The 15048-nt window shown below is 57.5% G+C and carries 12 protein-coding genes and 1 riboswitch; of the genes, 6 read left to right on the top strand and 6 right to left on the bottom strand.

The annotated features are described in order from the left end of the window. Nucleotides 1-62: 62 nt before the first annotated feature. Nucleotides 63-1295, bottom strand: coding sequence for a pyridoxal phosphate-dependent aminotransferase (locus tag K315_RS0101780; RefSeq protein ID WP_044085705.1), 1233 nt, complete (start codon nt 1293-1295; stop codon nt 63-65). An 887-nt stretch (nt 1296-2182) separates the two neighbouring features. Between K315_RS0101780 and K315_RS0101775 the strand changes: the two genes are divergently transcribed. After that, complete coding sequence (locus K315_RS0101775) at nt 2183-3262, top strand: Gfo/Idh/MocA family protein (RefSeq protein WP_420796736.1); 1080 nt, start codon at nt 2183-2185, stop codon at nt 3260-3262. A 120-nt stretch (nt 3263-3382) separates the two neighbouring features. After that, the gene (gene dcm / locus K315_RS0101770; protein ID WP_029575914.1) at nt 3383-4690 is read left to right on the top strand and encodes a DNA (cytosine-5-)-methyltransferase; all 1308 of its coding nucleotides are present in this window, start codon (nt 3383-3385) and stop codon (nt 4688-4690) included. A gap of 36 nt (nt 4691-4726) precedes the next feature. Here the strand turns inward: dcm and K315_RS0101765 are convergent, their stop codons facing one another. Continuing rightward, nucleotides 4727-5539, bottom strand: a complete 813-nt coding sequence (locus tag K315_RS0101765; protein WP_244874291.1) for an HNH endonuclease — start codon at nt 5537-5539, stop codon at nt 4727-4729. Between the two features lie 110 nt (nt 5540-5649). Here K315_RS0101765 and K315_RS0101760 point away from each other — a divergent pair, with 110 nt between their 5' ends. Next, entirely contained in the window at nt 5650-7077 is a 1428-nt protein-coding gene (locus K315_RS0101760; protein ID WP_211219725.1) for a MutH/Sau3AI family endonuclease, read from the top strand. Nucleotides 7078-7128: 51 nt separating this feature from the next. Here K315_RS0101760 and K315_RS0101755 read toward each other — a convergent pair whose 3' ends face one another. Beyond that, the gene (locus tag K315_RS0101755; protein ID WP_044085703.1) at nt 7129-8637 is read right to left on the bottom strand and encodes a Sau3AI family type II restriction endonuclease; all 1509 of its coding nucleotides are present in this window, start codon (nt 8635-8637) and stop codon (nt 7129-7131) included. A 128-nt stretch (nt 8638-8765) separates the two neighbouring features. Continuing rightward, nucleotides 8766-8906, bottom strand: a complete 141-nt coding sequence (locus tag K315_RS10575; protein ID WP_155804611.1) for a hypothetical protein — start codon at nt 8904-8906, stop codon at nt 8766-8768. A 77-nt stretch (nt 8907-8983) separates the two neighbouring features. Here K315_RS10575 and K315_RS09115 point away from each other — a divergent pair, with 77 nt between their 5' ends. Continuing rightward, the gene (locus K315_RS09115) at nt 8984-10600 is read left to right on the top strand and encodes a DUF262 domain-containing protein (protein ID WP_052316526.1); all 1617 of its coding nucleotides are present in this window, start codon (nt 8984-8986) and stop codon (nt 10598-10600) included. Beyond that, the gene (locus K315_RS10640; protein WP_338010515.1) at nt 10492-10851 is read left to right on the top strand and encodes a GmrSD restriction endonuclease domain-containing protein; all 360 of its coding nucleotides are present in this window, start codon (nt 10492-10494) and stop codon (nt 10849-10851) included. Before K315_RS09115 ends, K315_RS10640 begins: the two co-directional genes overlap by 109 nt. Nucleotides 10852-11068: 217 nt before the next feature. Here the strand turns inward: K315_RS10640 and K315_RS0101740 are convergent, their stop codons facing one another. Next, nucleotides 11069-11923, bottom strand: a complete 855-nt coding sequence (locus K315_RS0101740) for a TenA family protein (protein ID WP_029575910.1) — start codon at nt 11921-11923, stop codon at nt 11069-11071. Next, nucleotides 11917-12027: riboswitch (TPP riboswitch) on the bottom strand. Its footprint overlaps the gene before it by 7 nt. 431 nt (nt 12028-12458) lie before the next feature. Here K315_RS0101740 and K315_RS0101735 point away from each other — a divergent pair. Next, nucleotides 12459-13037 (top strand): pyridoxamine 5'-phosphate oxidase family protein, encoded by a 579-nt coding sequence (locus K315_RS0101735; RefSeq protein WP_052316528.1) that lies wholly within the window; start codon nt 12459-12461, stop codon nt 13035-13037. Nucleotides 13038-13304: 267 nt separating this feature from the next. Here the strand turns inward: K315_RS0101735 and K315_RS0101730 are convergent, their stop codons facing one another. Continuing rightward, the gene (locus K315_RS0101730; RefSeq protein WP_029575908.1) at nt 13305-14735 is read right to left on the bottom strand and encodes an ATP-binding protein; all 1431 of its coding nucleotides are present in this window, start codon (nt 14733-14735) and stop codon (nt 13305-13307) included. Between the last annotated feature and the right edge of the window lie 313 nt (nt 14736-15048).

The raw sequence follows: 15048 nt of genomic DNA, 5'->3' as shown, positions 1-15048 counted from the left end.
GGGTTCGAGCCGAATGCGCGGATGCGGGCGGCGGACCGTGGCGGCCAAAGTCATCAAGCACGTCACCAAGCGTCGCCGCGCGCGTCACGGATACGGTGTGCCGCCAGGGTCAACGCCTCCTGCGGCATAAGCAGGCTGAACCGCACGTATCCGGCCCCGGTCGGGCCGAAATCGGAACCGGCGATCACCGCCACGCCGGCCTGATTGATAAGCCACTGGGCAAAAGCCTGATCATCACCGCCGGGGACCGGCATCCAGGCGAACAGGCCGCCATGCGAGTCAGTCAGATGCAGTCCCGCCTCGGCAAGCCCGTCACGCAGGGCGAGATACCGGTCGGCGAGTACGCGGACCGTCGACTGGTCGCTGTTCAACCCCGCCGCACCCGCGTCCTGCACAATCGAGGACACCAGCAGACTGGTCTGCGCGTGCACGGATTTCACCGCGGCCATGAGTTGAGCGTTGCCGGCCACGAAACCGCCACGCCAGCCGGCAATCATGTACATCTTTGACAGCGAGCACAATTCCAGCGACACGTCAAGGGCTCCCGGAGTGCTCAACAGGCTGATCGGCGGCTGCTCGTCATAACCGATGCCGGCGTAGGCGAAATCGTTGACGATAACGACATGATGCTCCTTGCCTATGCGCACCGCCGTTTCGAACAGTTCCCGGGTCGCCACGGCACCGGTCGGATTGTTCGGATAGTTGAGAATGAGCAGTTTCGCCTCGTCCCAGATCTCGTCCGGCACCGCATCGAGATCCGGTAGGAATCCATGCTCCGGGCTGGTTGCAATCGTGCACACCCGCCCTTGCGCCACTGCGGTTGACCCCTCGTACTGCGGGTAATACGGGCCGACCAGCGCCACAAGATCGCCAGCGTTGACGAGGGTTTGGATGACGGCGCTGATGCCGACGGACGCGCCCGCAGTCGCCAGCAGCTGAGTGGCCGGGTCGAGGGTCACGCCGAACTCACGCTGGTACCAGCCGGCCGCCGCCTTGAGGAAGGCCGGTTTGCCGTTGAATGACGGGTATTTGAAATCGGCGGGATCCCGGGCGGCCTGGGCGACCGCATCAATCATGAACTGCGGCGGCTGACCGTCCGGATTGCCTTGACTCAGGTCGATGATGTCATGGCCGGCGGTCCGATATTTGGCGACCCGCGCGTTGGCCGCGGCAAACGGATTCGCCGGGATGCCACGCACCCGATCGGCGATGTTCGTGGTGATGTCCTGTGCCGTTGTTGCAACTGTTGCCGTCGCTGTTGTTGCCGTCGCTGCTGTTGTTGTTGCCTGTGTCATTGCGCCCACTCCTCTCGCGAGTTCCGCCCACACGGACGTTACCGGGTGGAAAGCCCGATTCCTGCCATGTGCCGTCTTGCCCTGTATGGTATGCAATCACGATTGCGCGGCGGAAACGCCTTGTCGGCTATTGCCGTTATCTATGCCGCACTATCAAACGCCGTGTTGTACGACTTTGTTCTGGGCGACAGTGTTGTTGGTAGCGGCGTTGCGAGCGGCAGTGTCGCACGATGACACCTGTGATATTGTCCTGCGACTTTGTTCTGGGCGGCAGTGTTACGAAACAGCGGTGTCTTGCGGCATTGTTCTGAGCAACGGACCGATTGGTTGCCTCCAACGTATGCGGACACATACGCAAGTCGGCGCAACCAAACAGGACGCCGCCTCCCGGACCGGCACCCAGCCACACGCGCATGCCCAGACATACGCAACCCGACACGCCCCAATCCCCTGTCCCAAATCACCGCAAGAAACAGCACGCCACGCATGTCTTGGGACACACAACTTGACACTTGTCCGCTTCACCGCGCAAACTTCCGTCGCAACGACGAGTCCTGCATGCCGCCGCATACGCGACATGACAAATCAAGCTACGCCAGCCCCATCTCTCGGCCGGCATGCCCCGTCATTTGTCTGCGCAAGTATGTCAGGACATGCGGAACATGCCGAACCCCTCTCCCCGCTGCTGATTCCCGGCAGCGACAACCAGCCTGCGTATGCCCCGGCATACGTACTCCGTCAATCATCCACACCACCACGAGCAGCCCCTCCAGTCGGGAGGCATCATCGTTCGTTCAGGCGGTACTCGTAAGGTGTGATTCAACGACTGGACCAAAGGAGCATCGATGGCAGAGCACACCACCACACCAGCAGATATCGCATCAAGCATGTCCGGCATCGCGACGGCAGCGACGGCGGCAACCGTACCGGCACCGGCACCGTACGCGGCACCTGAACGCCCGATTAATGTGGCGATTCTTGGCGCAGGACGTATCGCCCAGAAGATGGCGACCACCCTCACCCTGATGGCGCAAGACCCGACGTACCGCGCGTATGCCAAACCATACGCGGTCGCTTCCCGCAACCAGGCGCGCGCAGACGAATTCGCGGCGCAGTACGGCATTCCGGTGGCGTACGGGTCATACGCGCAGATGCTGGATGACCCGGAAGTCGACCTCGTGTACATCGCGACCCCGCATTCGCTGCACGCCGAGCAGGCGATCGCGTGTATGGAAGCCGGCAAGCATGTGCTGGTGGAGAAAGCATTCACGGTCAACGCCGAGCAGGCGCAACATGTGATTGACGTGTCCCGGCAGACCGGACGGTTGTGCGCCGAGGCGATTTGGACGCGGTACATGCCGTCGCGCGCAATGATTCGCCGGCTGGTCGAGGACGGCACCATCGGCAATGTGTGCGCGATTAGCGCGAACCTGAGCTATCCGACCACGCACAAGCAGCGAATCGTCGACCCGAAGCTTGCAGGCGGCGCGTTGCTTGATGTCGGCGTGTATCCGCTGAATTTTATCGATATGGCGATCGGCGGTAACGGCGGCGGACGCAGCATCGCCCGCATGGAGACCGCGATGATCCCGTACGAAACCGGCGTGGACGCGCAAAGCACGACGACACTGTTCTACGATGACGGCGTGATGGCGGTGAGCACCTGCTCGCTGCTTGCCGTATCCGACCGCGATGGGGCGATTTGGGGCACGAACGGGTACCTCATGTGCCGCAATGTGAACAATGTGGAGTGCATCGACGTGTATGACAAGGATCACGCGCTGATTCGCAGCATCCCCGTACCCGCGCAGCTGACCGGCTACGAGTACGAGGTCGCCGCCTGCGCCAGTGCCATCGCCGCCGGATCGCCCGAATGCCCGGACATGCCGCACGCCGACACCCTGCGGATGATGCGGCTGCTCGATCAGATCCGCGAGCGCTGGGGGCTGCGGTACCCGTGTGAGTGAGGTGGGGTGAAGCGCCGAGAAATCTCTTATATAAGAACACGCCCTTTACTTTCCCAGGTTGATCGAATCTGGGGATTAGCATAATATTGCTGCTCTGACTGGAACAGGAGCGTGGAACTGATGGACAAGACTATTCGTATTGCCGAGCTGTTCGCGGGCGTGGGCGGCTTCCGCCTCGGCCTGGACGGATACGACAACCCGGAGCATCCCGAGTTCCACAAGGATTCCGCCGGCCCGTTCCAGACGGTGTGGGCGAACAACTGGGAGCCCAACGGGCAGGAGAGCAAGCAGTTCGCCGCGCGGTGCTACGCGCACCGGTTCGGCGAGGACTCAATCGTTAACGAGGATATTGCCAAGACCCTCGACGAGGTTGAGGCTGGGACACGGCAGATTCCCGAGTTCGACATGCTCGTGGGCGGGTTCCCCTGCCAGGACTATTCCGTCGCCAAGCCGCTTTCCATGGCCGCAGGCATCGACGGGAAGAAGGGCGTCCTGTGGTGGAGTATCAACCGGCTGCTGGAGATGCGTCATCCTCGTCTCGTGCTGCTCGAAAACGTCGACCGGCTGCTGAAATCCCCCGCCAGCCAGCGCGGCCGTGACTTCGCCATCATCCTGACCTGCCTGAACCGTCTCGGTTACGACGTCGAATGGCATGTGATTAACGCCGCCGAATACGGCATGCCCCAGCGCCGCCGCCGCGTGTATATCTATGCCGAATACGCGGATGGGGCTGAACGGGAAACGACTGCGGAAGCGCTGCATACCCGGCTGTTCGAGTCGGGCGTGCTCGCGCGCTCGTTCCCTGTCACGCCGGCGGAGAAGAACGCCGTATCTCGGACATTTACAATCGGCATTGACCCGTACAAGGCGACCCAAACCTTCGGCAAGGGCGAGAAGACCAGCCCGTTCCAGAATGCAGGTGTCATGGTCAATGGGCATGTGCTCACCGTCAAGACCGACGCCGTGTACGACGGACCGTTCCACACACTCGGCGAGTACCTTGTGCCCGCCGACCAAGTGCCTGCAGAATACTGGATTGACGAGGCACACCTGCCGACATGGCAGTATCTCAAGGGCGGTAAACGCGAGCAGCGAACTACGAAGACCGGCTACCAATACACGTACTCCGAAGGACCGGTCGCGTTCCCCGATCCCCTCGATCGACCGAGCAGGACCATCCTTACCGGGGAAGGCGGTGCCGGGGCGAGCCGAACAAAGCATGTCGTGTTGCAGGATGGCAGGCTTCGCCGTCTCGTACCCGACGAGCTTGACCAACTCCAGTGCTTCCCGAAGGGATGGACCGCGGACGGTATGACCGACGGACATCGTGCGTTTTGCATGGGCAACGCCCTCGTTACCGAAATCCCCCACCGAATCGGCAAAGTCATCGCGCAGGACGAAGCGGAACGGAACAACAAGAGGGAGTAGGCGCGGTTCCGCCAACGCGTTCGCAGACCGGTGCCGTTATGCAGCGTCGAGGAATATTTCCTTGTTGTGATATTCGATGAACCGATGGGATGGTCTGCCCGTCTCGGGCAACTCGATTCGCATTCCCTCGAAGCGATACAGCCATCGGTCATTTGCCTCGTCATGAGGCACCGCGGAATGCGCAACATGGACACGATAGTCATCGTCAATCGTGATGAACCCGCGGTCAAACGCCTTGTCATGGAACGCATTCAGCAACAGCCCGTTGCCCGCAGCGGTTTTTTCGACCGCATCCGACACATTCCACGGTTTGATATGGCTCGCCACCAGCAACTGGTCAATCCCAATGCCCGTCATACAGCACCGGCCATGATAATTCTTAACCAACAGGTTCCTGAAATACTGTTGGTGAATCCGCTGCATAACAGTAGCCTCACGCTCGCCGCCCGTCATGAGCATATGCGTCGTTTCCAGCACGGAAGGTGTGCCGACAATATCGTCGTTCTCAAGGCCAGCTGATTCATACGTATGGAACAGCAACTGCAAACATTGTTCCAAAAACGTATCCCGCGATTCGGTATACATTTCCCACACCCGCTCGTCGAGCTTGCTGCCATGACGCATACCGACTTTGCCCAAGCCCACACGGTTTGGGTCATGCGCTGCGATGTTCCATATCTTCAGCGCCACAGACGATGGCGTGCGATGGAGACGATTGGCGAGCCTACGCACGTCAGCACCTTTATCATCGCATTCGCGAGCCGGCAGAACGTAGTACAGCGCGAAGGCCATCATGGTCTCGTCCAGCGACCAGTTCCGCCTCGTCGATACTGCGCTACGCTCACTCACAAGCCCAGGATATACCCGAGACGCAATGATCAGTAACCGCTGAGATGGCATGGCCGGCATACAATACCTGTATGGCCTTTGATGAGCGGCACGTTTTCACACGATCCCAGTTGGAGCAGATACTTTCGAAATGCATCGGCAAGACTTTGCAGGAAGTAGATACACAGCATGTCCTTAACGGCAAACGCAACAAGGGATACGCCGGCGCCATCATTGAACAATCCGTTCTCGGGTATCCCGCCGACAGCGATCGCAGACCCGATTTGCTTGTGGATGGGACGCCCGTCGAATTGAAGACGACCGGATTGGTCACGTCCAAAAAGAGCAAGGCAAACGGCGACAGCGGATACAAGGCGAAGGAGCCAGTATCAGTCACTGCAGTACAACTCGACAACATATGCGACGAGGATTTCGAGCATTCCGGATTCTGGGAGAAGGCCCGGCATCTCCTCTTCGTGTATTACCTTTACGCTCACAAAACCAATTCTCCTGCCGACTACGGCGATTTTCCCCTCTTGGGGTACCAGTTCGTCGATTTTATCGGGGAAGACAAGGAACTGCTGAAACACGACTGGGAAATCGTGCGAGATTTCATCAGACAAATCAACGCAGAACATCCTGAAGACCCAGAGACCCAGTACCCGCGTATCAGCAGCGAACTGAATAGGCAGAGACTCTCAGTCATCGACACCTCACCCAAGTGGCCGAACAAGCCGCGATTCCGCCTGAAAGCGGCGTTTGTGACGGCAATCTACAACAAATACGCCGGAATCACGTTCGATGACCTTCCCGATGATATTCGCAGCCTTGGCGAGCTAGATCACGAATGCCATCGAATCACCGACCTATATGGCGGGAAAACCGTTGAGGAGCTTTTCCGGATATTCGGAATCGACAACAGGCCCGCAAAAAGCGACGGCGAAGCCGTGACCGTTCGTATGTTCGGCGGCACAGCCAAGAAGATGGGCAAGGTGGAAATCTTCGCCAAATTCGGCGTACACGGGAAATCACTCGTACTCACCAAAAAGGGCGGCAGGACAGAGGATATGAAACTGTTCCCCGTGGACTTCGACGAGTTGCAAGACCCGTCAGTCGGGTTTGAGGAATCGTCGTTCTACACGTATTTCTCCGAGGCCCAACTCCTATGCAGCGTCTTCGAGGAACCAAGTTTTGAAGCACCATTCGCCGAGAATGTCTTCCTTGGATTCAAGCGTTTCACCTTCTCCGATGACTTCATCAACACCGAAGTAAGGGCGGTCTGGGAGCGCATGAGAGAACTCGTTTTCAACCATGAATTGCGTATTGTCCCGAAGCGGCACAAGGATGGCACGCCCATCATTAACAAGACAGGCGTGCCAAGCGAAGCGCCCAACTGGCCGAAATCCGCCGAACATACGGTGTTCGTCCGCGGGTCCGGCAACGATTCGCGCCCACAGTTCAAGACAGTCGTCGTCAATGGGCTTCATATGTATCGCCAAGATATCTGGATCAAGGGAACATATCTCGCTGAGCAACTCAACATGCTGCCGTTCCTGTGATACTCACGGTATCTCCTGGGGTCGCAATGCCAGGAGATACCGCCGAGGGCACTATCCGAGATGCTCGTGAATAATCTTCGCCACGTACCGCCTGTCAAGCCAGAATGCCTGCTTGGTTATGCTCTCCCCATTAGGCAGCAATATGCGGTCGGTACCGTCGCCGCCATGCGGGCGAATGTGGCATACGCCATTGAACGACGAGTCAGGCAGTAGGTTCGAACCTCTCCGCTCCCCGTAATGCAACGGCACCTTATCGACCATCAACTGATGCACGCGCTCCCAAACCGGCCGGATATACCGTTCAATGTCCTCTTCGGGCATATTCCACAGGAATGCGCCTTCGAAAGTATCATCCATGAAATCGCGCTTGTGAGTCCGAGTCCCCCGGTTACGAAGCGAGCATATCAACATTCGATTGTCTTCAAAGAACCGGTACATGAACGAGTCGTGCCATGTAGCCGTCGGGTCGCCGAGCTCATTCCACTGGTCTTCGGTGATATACGGGAAGGACATGCTCTCTTTCGGCAACTCATCATTAAACCGTTCAACCACCTTGACTTGGGTAACTCCAGCAGCTTTGAACTGCTCCACGGCATCGACGTTCTTGCTCTTGACACCGAGCATCGCCAATACCATGCGCTGCTTGTACTGATTGGCCTTCACGCTTGGCAGATGATACTCGGCCAGATTGCTCACGATTTCCCGACAGGTATGGCCCACATACTGGTTCGCATGGGATCTGACAAATTGGCTCAACGATTCGTCAGCAGACAGCTGGAGACGTTCACCGTCACTCGTGCCCAGCAGCCGTTTCGCGACCATCGACATATACGATGCCTTATACGAGAAGGCACGCTGTTTCGCTTTGATGTACCGTTCGGCAGACCCCTCCGGAGCCGGCGCCCGTCGTATGGAAGTCGCGGCGGTGCTGCCTTTCGTGGATGCAGCCAGATAATTCGTGTCTGACTCGCTGAGCAAATCGGCGTAACCTGCAGCTACCTTGTCATGGATGAACTGCCAGTCCTCACGGATAGTCGCCAGCTCTTGGTCGCGATAATCCAGTATGACCGATTTGTATATCTTGCATTGGTTACGCGGTTCAAGCTGCCGGTCTTTGCGGTCATCGATGTAATAGATAATCACCATATTCTTGGCTTTTCGCCAAAACGTGGACGTATCGAAATGTTCGTCCGGAAGTTTCAGGTAATTGATGATATCGATGACCAGCCGCTCTTTCGCGTACAGGTCGAAATCCCTTGGCTTCTTACTCTTCTTTGAATAATGGCGCAGTGGAGTCATCTTCAACTCATATGGGATTCCCCCGACCAGTAAATCCGGATTCGGATCTGAGTTTATTCGATATTGGGCAACGGATTCCTCAAGAGCCTCCCCTTGACCTCCCTTGTTCTTCTTCTTGACCGTACGACCGGTGCCGTCAATTTCCCTTATCGGCTTTCCCTCGGCCGCACGCAGTCTCTCTCGCAACTCGTCAATGGACGAGAAGACGCGCCGATTCGGATAATGCTTCTGCGGCGTGTGTTGACTCAATACATCAAACATCGACGACACTGTATACCCCCCTGATAACGAGACGATTGTTTACAGTGTAACCGGCGAACACGCCCGACGGGCCAAATCAGCAACATCGTCGATGGCACGGCAGCACGCTGTCATTCTGGTTGCTTTCACTATGTCGGCGGGTTGCCGTTAGCCAACACTCGCCAAACAGGCTCCATCATCAAGCAGTTGTTCAGGCAATTCCCCAACACGCCGATCAGCTCAAAGAAATCAATCAGATTGTCTGTTTCTGTCCAGATCTTCTGGATCATTGATCATTAGGTCATCAATTAGATGACCTAATGACAGCAACCGGACAAGCCCACGGCTTTGGATACAGGGGACGACCATGGACATTCAGACACACCAAGAACCGATCAACGAAACACTCCCGATTGCAGGAACAGTACAGCTGTATATTCCTCCATTCAAGCATCGATATTGCTGGAAAACCGACCAGATCGACCAGCTGTTCGCCGATATCCGCTACGAGGACGAGAACTACTACGTCGGCAATCTGCTGGTGGTCCCGCATGAGCAGCAGGGGAAGAACATCCCGGATGTGTATGACGTGATTGACGGTCAGCAGCGCCTGACCACAGTCTCGTTGTTCTTGCTGGCCATCTGGCAGCGGGCTCAAGAGATTTCCAATGACGAGAATACGTCAAGAGACGACATCATGAAGACCGGAACCATCCAGTCAGATATCAAGCGCCGTCTGATTTTCAACAATTCAGACGATGCCCTAGAACCTCGACTCCACTTGTTCGAGGAGGATGACACCGTCTACCGCAGCCTCCTGCGTGTTCTCAACAGAAACGAACCCGGACGCACCGGGCGCACGGCGTTCGCAAAACGGTACGGGTACATCCGTAAACTGTTCGGAGCCGACGCTTTCCCGACCATCGGCGAACTGGACAAATTCTATGAGAAGCTGCTCAAGGTCACCATTCTGCGCATCCATGTGCCAGATGTCACCGACGCGTTCAACGTGTTCTCCTCGATGAACTCGAAAGGCCTGCCGCTGACACTGGTCGACCTGCTGAAGGCGGAATTCATTTCGGACGCTGGCGAATACCTCGACCGCAAGGCAGAAGAAACCACCAACCAGTGGATAGCATTGTCCGAAACCCTCAGCCGCGACGGCGAGCCGGATACCACCATCACCACCCAGTTCCTCCTGAACAATTGGGACGCGTTCGAAAGCGAAGACAACAGATCCATCACCAAGAGCAGCGCGCTCAAACTCTACCGCAGCCGAATCCGCCAGTACTACAGTGAAAAACGCTCCGACTATCTGTCGGTCCTCCAAGAACGTGCAGGCATCTATGCCCAGATTCTGTGCCTGCCCAAGCATGAGCATCACGATCAGACCATCGCCAAGCGGCTGAAGGCGCTGGTTCAACTCGAATCGACACAGTCGTACCCGCTGTTGATGGAGCTGCTTGGAGATCCCGGCCTCGAGCTCGGAGATGCACTTCCACAGATTCTCGACTACCTCATCGCCTTCTACGTGCGGCGAAACATCACACTGGTGCCGAAATCCTCCAATATCAGAGCACGCATCATCCGTCTGACCCGCGAACTCAAGCAACACAAGTACACCGGAATCGCGGCACTGATTCTCATTCGTAACGGTGAAGGCGATATCCAAGGATTGAACGCCATCAGTGTCGACGACAATGTGCTCCGTACAACCCTGTGCACGCAAGGCATCTACGACAAGAACAAGGCGACAACGCGCTTTGTCCTGATTGACCTCGAACGAGCCTGCCGGGCGAAGGTATCGTCAGCAAAGCGCGCCCGGATACCTTCGACGATTTCGTCAAGAACAGCACCAAACAACGTCGCTGGTCCATCGAACACATCCTGCCGGAAGGCAACCTACCTGATACATGGAACAACGCAATCAGCCCGGACAATCCAGACCAAGCCAAGGAAATCCAAGCGGAATGCGTCCACCTGATCGGCAATCTCACACTCACCCCGTACAACAGCGAGCTGGGACAACGCACCTTCGACGAGAAGAAGCGGTACAAGGATCCAACCAGTAGCGATGTCACGGGTCTGGCGATGCCGCTGAAAATCAACGCGTCCATACCGGATACCGAAAACGGCGAGACGCTCGAGTCGAAAACGACATGGACCGCTGACGACATCAAGCGCCGGAGTGCTTGGTTCGCCGATCAGATCACCAAGCTGTACAGCCTGAATTGAGTTGTGGCAACGGCTCCTGTGGTGATTGGAGCTCCCGTGGCAGAGGGATTCCAATCATCGCGGGAGCCGCCCTCCCATATGCTTTCGGATAAGTTGAGCGGCCACCTGCGTGATATAACCGCTCGGGTTAACTCCTGATTAGGGGATTATCAACAGTCGCCAGCGGATTCTCATCCGCCGCCAACGCGTCAAGGGCAGCCAGCACGCGTTCGTGACGTCAGCTTTCCCGCTCTTCTTCTGACTCCCCCACCGCATACGCATACGAATCCTCGAAGAACGCGCGCTCGAGCCGTGCGACTTCGGGGAATACGGCGGCTTCCGGGCCGTCGACGCTCGCATACCGGTTCACCAGCTCGATGAGATTGCCCACCCAGCGGCGGAACAGATCGCCTTCGTGCAGCTCCACCCAGCCGCGGTGCGCCGGCACCTGCTGGACGACACCCGCATCCACCGTGCGCTTGGCCCAGGCCAGGTACAGCCATTCCATCGCGCACATCAGGCACAAGAGTTGAGCGAAACTGCCGGTCGCGGCAATCTGGTCGAGATACGCGCAATATTCGCGGTTCGCCGGGGTTTGCGGCACACTCGCCTGCAGCCGCTCATCCACCCCATAAAGGAACCGCAGGAAATACGGCTTCTCCCGGTCGGCGAAGAACTCGGCCTGCCGGTTGAGCATGTCACGAATCTCCTGCGTCGGCGCCTGCGCGGTCAGACGTTCCAACGTCGGCTGCATGAAGAACGTGAAATCCTGGACCAGATAGCTGATTAGCACACTGTCAGGCAGGGTGTCGTCCAGTAGTTCGTTGACGAACCGCGAATTGATCGCCGCCTGCCAATCCTCCGCGGCAGCCATGTAGAACGCGTCGGCCACACTGCCGGGCGTCGCTCCAAGAAACGCGTAATCGCCGCTTTTGCTTGCCGGCGCGAGCGGGACGTGCTTGGTCGCCGGTTCACGAGATGCGTCCTGCCCCACAGATTGCGCGGACGTGCCGGACTCGCCGGTTGGAGAAATGTTAGGCGCGGCCACCGCTTGAGAACCATGATTTGATTGAGCAGACGATGATGCCGTCATGGCAGTTCCTTTCCTTCGCCAGTATTACCCGGACAGGTTCACAGGGTCAGCGCCTTGCGCGCACTCTCAGCCGCAGACCCACCGCAGCTCCCCTAGGTTGTCCAGCCACCCTACCTCAGCCACCCGGACATGTGCGCGGAAGCAGCGCTTTCCGCCGCCGCACACAACCGGCATCACTTCACCGGACTACACCCAGCTGATATCCGCTGCGGCGCTCTGCAAGTTTCTATAGTACGGTATAGAAAGACGCCAGATTTCACGACTTTCTATATCACACTATAGAAAGTCGTTCATCTGAGATATTCCACACCAGTTGCAGCCCACGCTCCACCACACCATGGAGGACACCATGACCGATATCGCTTCCGAACTTCCGCAGCACACGCCAACCTCGCTGTCAACGCCGGCACAAGCGCTAGCCCGAGTGCCGACACCCACATCGGCCGCAGTCGCAAGGGTTTCACTGCCGCCATCCGGCTCGCTGCGCCGCGCGCCGCACGTGCACGCCACCACCCTTGCCGGAGCACACCGACTGATGCGTCGCGCCGACCGCGAGGTACGTTCCCCGCAGCAAATCAAGGATATTCTCGACTCGTGCGAAGTCGTGCGCATCGCCTACCAGGACGCCGAGGGCCTGACCATCGTGCCGATGAATTTCGGATATCAATTCACTCTGGAACGATTCCCCCACCCCGAAAACGACCTTCCGGTCAGCTTGTCGGCGGACGGGACACCGCTACCGCCGGATTTCGGCGAGCTTCGGATTTTCCTGCATTCGGCGCATGAGGGACGCAAAATCGATGCGATTCGCGCTGCAGGCAACGCGCTTCAGGTCGCTTTCGAGCTTGACTGCGATCATCAGGTGCACGAAGGCCGCACGCCCTGCAACTGGTCGGCGTCCTTCCGCTCGATCGTCGGCACGGGCACGGCGTCGGTGGTCACAGATCTTGACGAGAAAATCGTTGCCATGCAAGCCCTGATGAGCAAGCAAGCCGGCATGGATCACGTGCCATTCACCGCACAGCAGATGGCAAGCGTCACGGTCTGGCAAATCACTTCGACCAACTTCACCGGCAAAATCCACACCGTTCCGCGCCCGCACGGCGGCAGGTGATCCCCCTGCGACGTTTCCCGTCACCGCGTCCCCAACCTGCAATTTGGTATATCACAAACTAGTATATCGTAAGCTAGTATATCGTGTGCTACTAATTTGATTCGTTGGGGCGCAAGATAGCGTTGCCACGCCGGAAGATGCGTCACCCAGGAACCGGCAGACACCCGCGCATCTCCCGGAAGCCAGCAGCCAGAATCCAGACCACACCCGAATCCGCAGATACACACGCACTCAGAGCAGTCCCGTCGCACACGGGCACCCGCTCATTCACTTGCACATCTGTTGGAACGACACCAGCATGACATGCGGATCATCACCGGCAGCCCGTTCGAGCTCTTCGGTGAATCCGCTCTTCGAAAACAGCGCATAATACTTGTCACTATGCCGCAACAGTTGCGAACGTTGCCGCAGCAATGTCAGCTCCGCAACACCGACCTGCTCATTGCGCCACTTGCATTCTGCATACAGCGCCTTGTCTTTCCCATCGGAAGCGACGATGTCAATCTCCTCCTGCCGTCTGGTCCTCGGGTCAGCGCCCCACCAATGCCCGATTTCAGACAAGACGAACGGCAACGACTCGCCGTTGTGCCGCAACAGCCACTGTTTGCACATGGTTTCATACACCGGCCCCATGAACGTCGGCAACTGCTGCATTATCCGCTGCACGGCAATATCCTCACGGCCGGATTGAATCAACACCATACAAGGCGCGACCAAACCATACCAGAAGCGGAAGAACGAATCCCCCACATGGTACAACGTCTTTCTCGCGGCCTTTTCTCCAAACGGACGCTCTTTGACGACTATCCCCAGCTCCATCAGATTGGTCAGATATCTCACCAGCATTCCGGACGGCATATGTGTGCCGGTCGCGATTTCATTGAGCTTCGACGCACCGGAGGCAATCGTTTGGATGATGTTGTTGTATTCCGCGGGATTGCGCATCTCCTGCTTGAGGATATTCGTCGTCTCCTCAAACAGATAGCAGTCCGGATCGATGACGTTGTCTCGGATGTTATCTGCTACGTTCTTCTTCGAATCCCATTGACGGCAATACTGCGGGATGCCGTTGGTGATGCCGTACACCACCGCGGCTTGTTCCTCCGGCATGCCCGGGAAATAATCAAGCACCTCACGGTAGGTGAACGGTTCGACCTTGATCTGCGCGGTACGCCTCCCATACAACGGGCTCTTATATCCCAACACTTGCTTTTCCATGAAGGACATGCTCGACCCGCAGAGCACAATATCCAGCTTCGAATCTTCCTGATGCCTATCAATGGCATGCTGGAGCACCGATGACACCGAGGGGTCAGCGGCGACAAGATACGGGTATTCGTCAATGACGAACACCATCCGCTTATCGCTTGCGAGTTGGAATATCCTCTCTATTGCCGATGCAAAATCACGATACACAGGGTATGCCGGTACCGCTGCCGTTGCGCCCGCATCCGATGACAAATCCTGCATTCCCGACTGCAGCAGAGCAATACTTGCGCTGAGCACTTCGAGATTACGCTGCGCACTTGATTCGATCGCCGAGAAAAACACACAGGGCTTACCCTGAACGAATCGCCGAATCAACGTCGTCTTTCCGACTCTGCGACGGCCATATACGATAATGCATTCAAAGCGTCCAGAACCGTATCTGCGCTGAAGCATATCCAGCTCTCGATGCCTGCCGATGAAGTCATCCATAAGCCACGCCCCTCCAATCCGACCATGCGGAGAACCGACCATCGATGCGTGCGACCACGATGCACACACGAAGGATTATCCGCAAAGGATTGATTCGCCAATGTTGTATATCACAAACTAGTATATCGCAAGCTAGTATATCGTATGCTACTAATTTGATTCGTTGGGACGCAAGGCGGAGTTGGGGGCAACTGCCGGCCAACCAGTCGAGACATCAGACTGCCGATGCCCGCCCAACCAGTGTCCGCCCAGCCGTCGCCCGGCTGACCGGCGCCCGTTCAGACAATCCTTGAGCAACGCCCCCGCCCGTACA

Source organism: Bifidobacterium thermacidophilum subsp. thermacidophilum DSM 15837 (assembly GCF_000426425.1).
GTDB lineage: Bacteria > Actinomycetota > Actinomycetes > Actinomycetales > Bifidobacteriaceae > Bifidobacterium > Bifidobacterium thermacidophilum.
The sequence above is the reverse complement of the archived record's forward strand: the minus strand, read 5'-3'. Positions and strand labels throughout refer to the sequence as shown.

Coding starts and splice junctions, on each gene's coding strand:
- dcm (WP_029575914.1), top strand. CDS start 3,383: ATGGACAAGACTATTCGTATTGCCGAGCTGTTCGCGGGCGTGGGCGGC.
- K315_RS0101780 (WP_044085705.1), bottom strand. CDS start 1,295: ATGACACAGGCAACAACAACAGCAGCGACGGCAACAACAGCGACGGCA.
- K315_RS0101730 (WP_029575908.1), bottom strand. CDS start 14,735: ATGGATGACTTCATCGGCAGGCATCGAGAGCTGGATATGCTTCAGCGC.
- K315_RS0101735 (WP_052316528.1), top strand. CDS start 12,459: ATGCGTCGCGCCGACCGCGAGGTACGTTCCCCGCAGCAAATCAAGGAT.
- K315_RS09115 (WP_052316526.1), top strand. CDS start 8,984: ATGGACATTCAGACACACCAAGAACCGATCAACGAAACACTCCCGATT.
- K315_RS0101775 (WP_420796736.1), top strand. CDS start 2,183: ATGTCCGGCATCGCGACGGCAGCGACGGCGGCAACCGTACCGGCACCG.
- K315_RS0101755 (WP_044085703.1), bottom strand. CDS start 8,637: ATGTTTGATGTATTGAGTCAACACACGCCGCAGAAGCATTATCCGAAT.
- K315_RS0101740 (WP_029575910.1), bottom strand. CDS start 11,923: ATGACGGCATCATCGTCTGCTCAATCAAATCATGGTTCTCAAGCGGTG.
- K315_RS10575 (WP_155804611.1), bottom strand. CDS start 8,906: ATGATCCAGAAGATCTGGACAGAAACAGACAATCTGATTGATTTCTTT.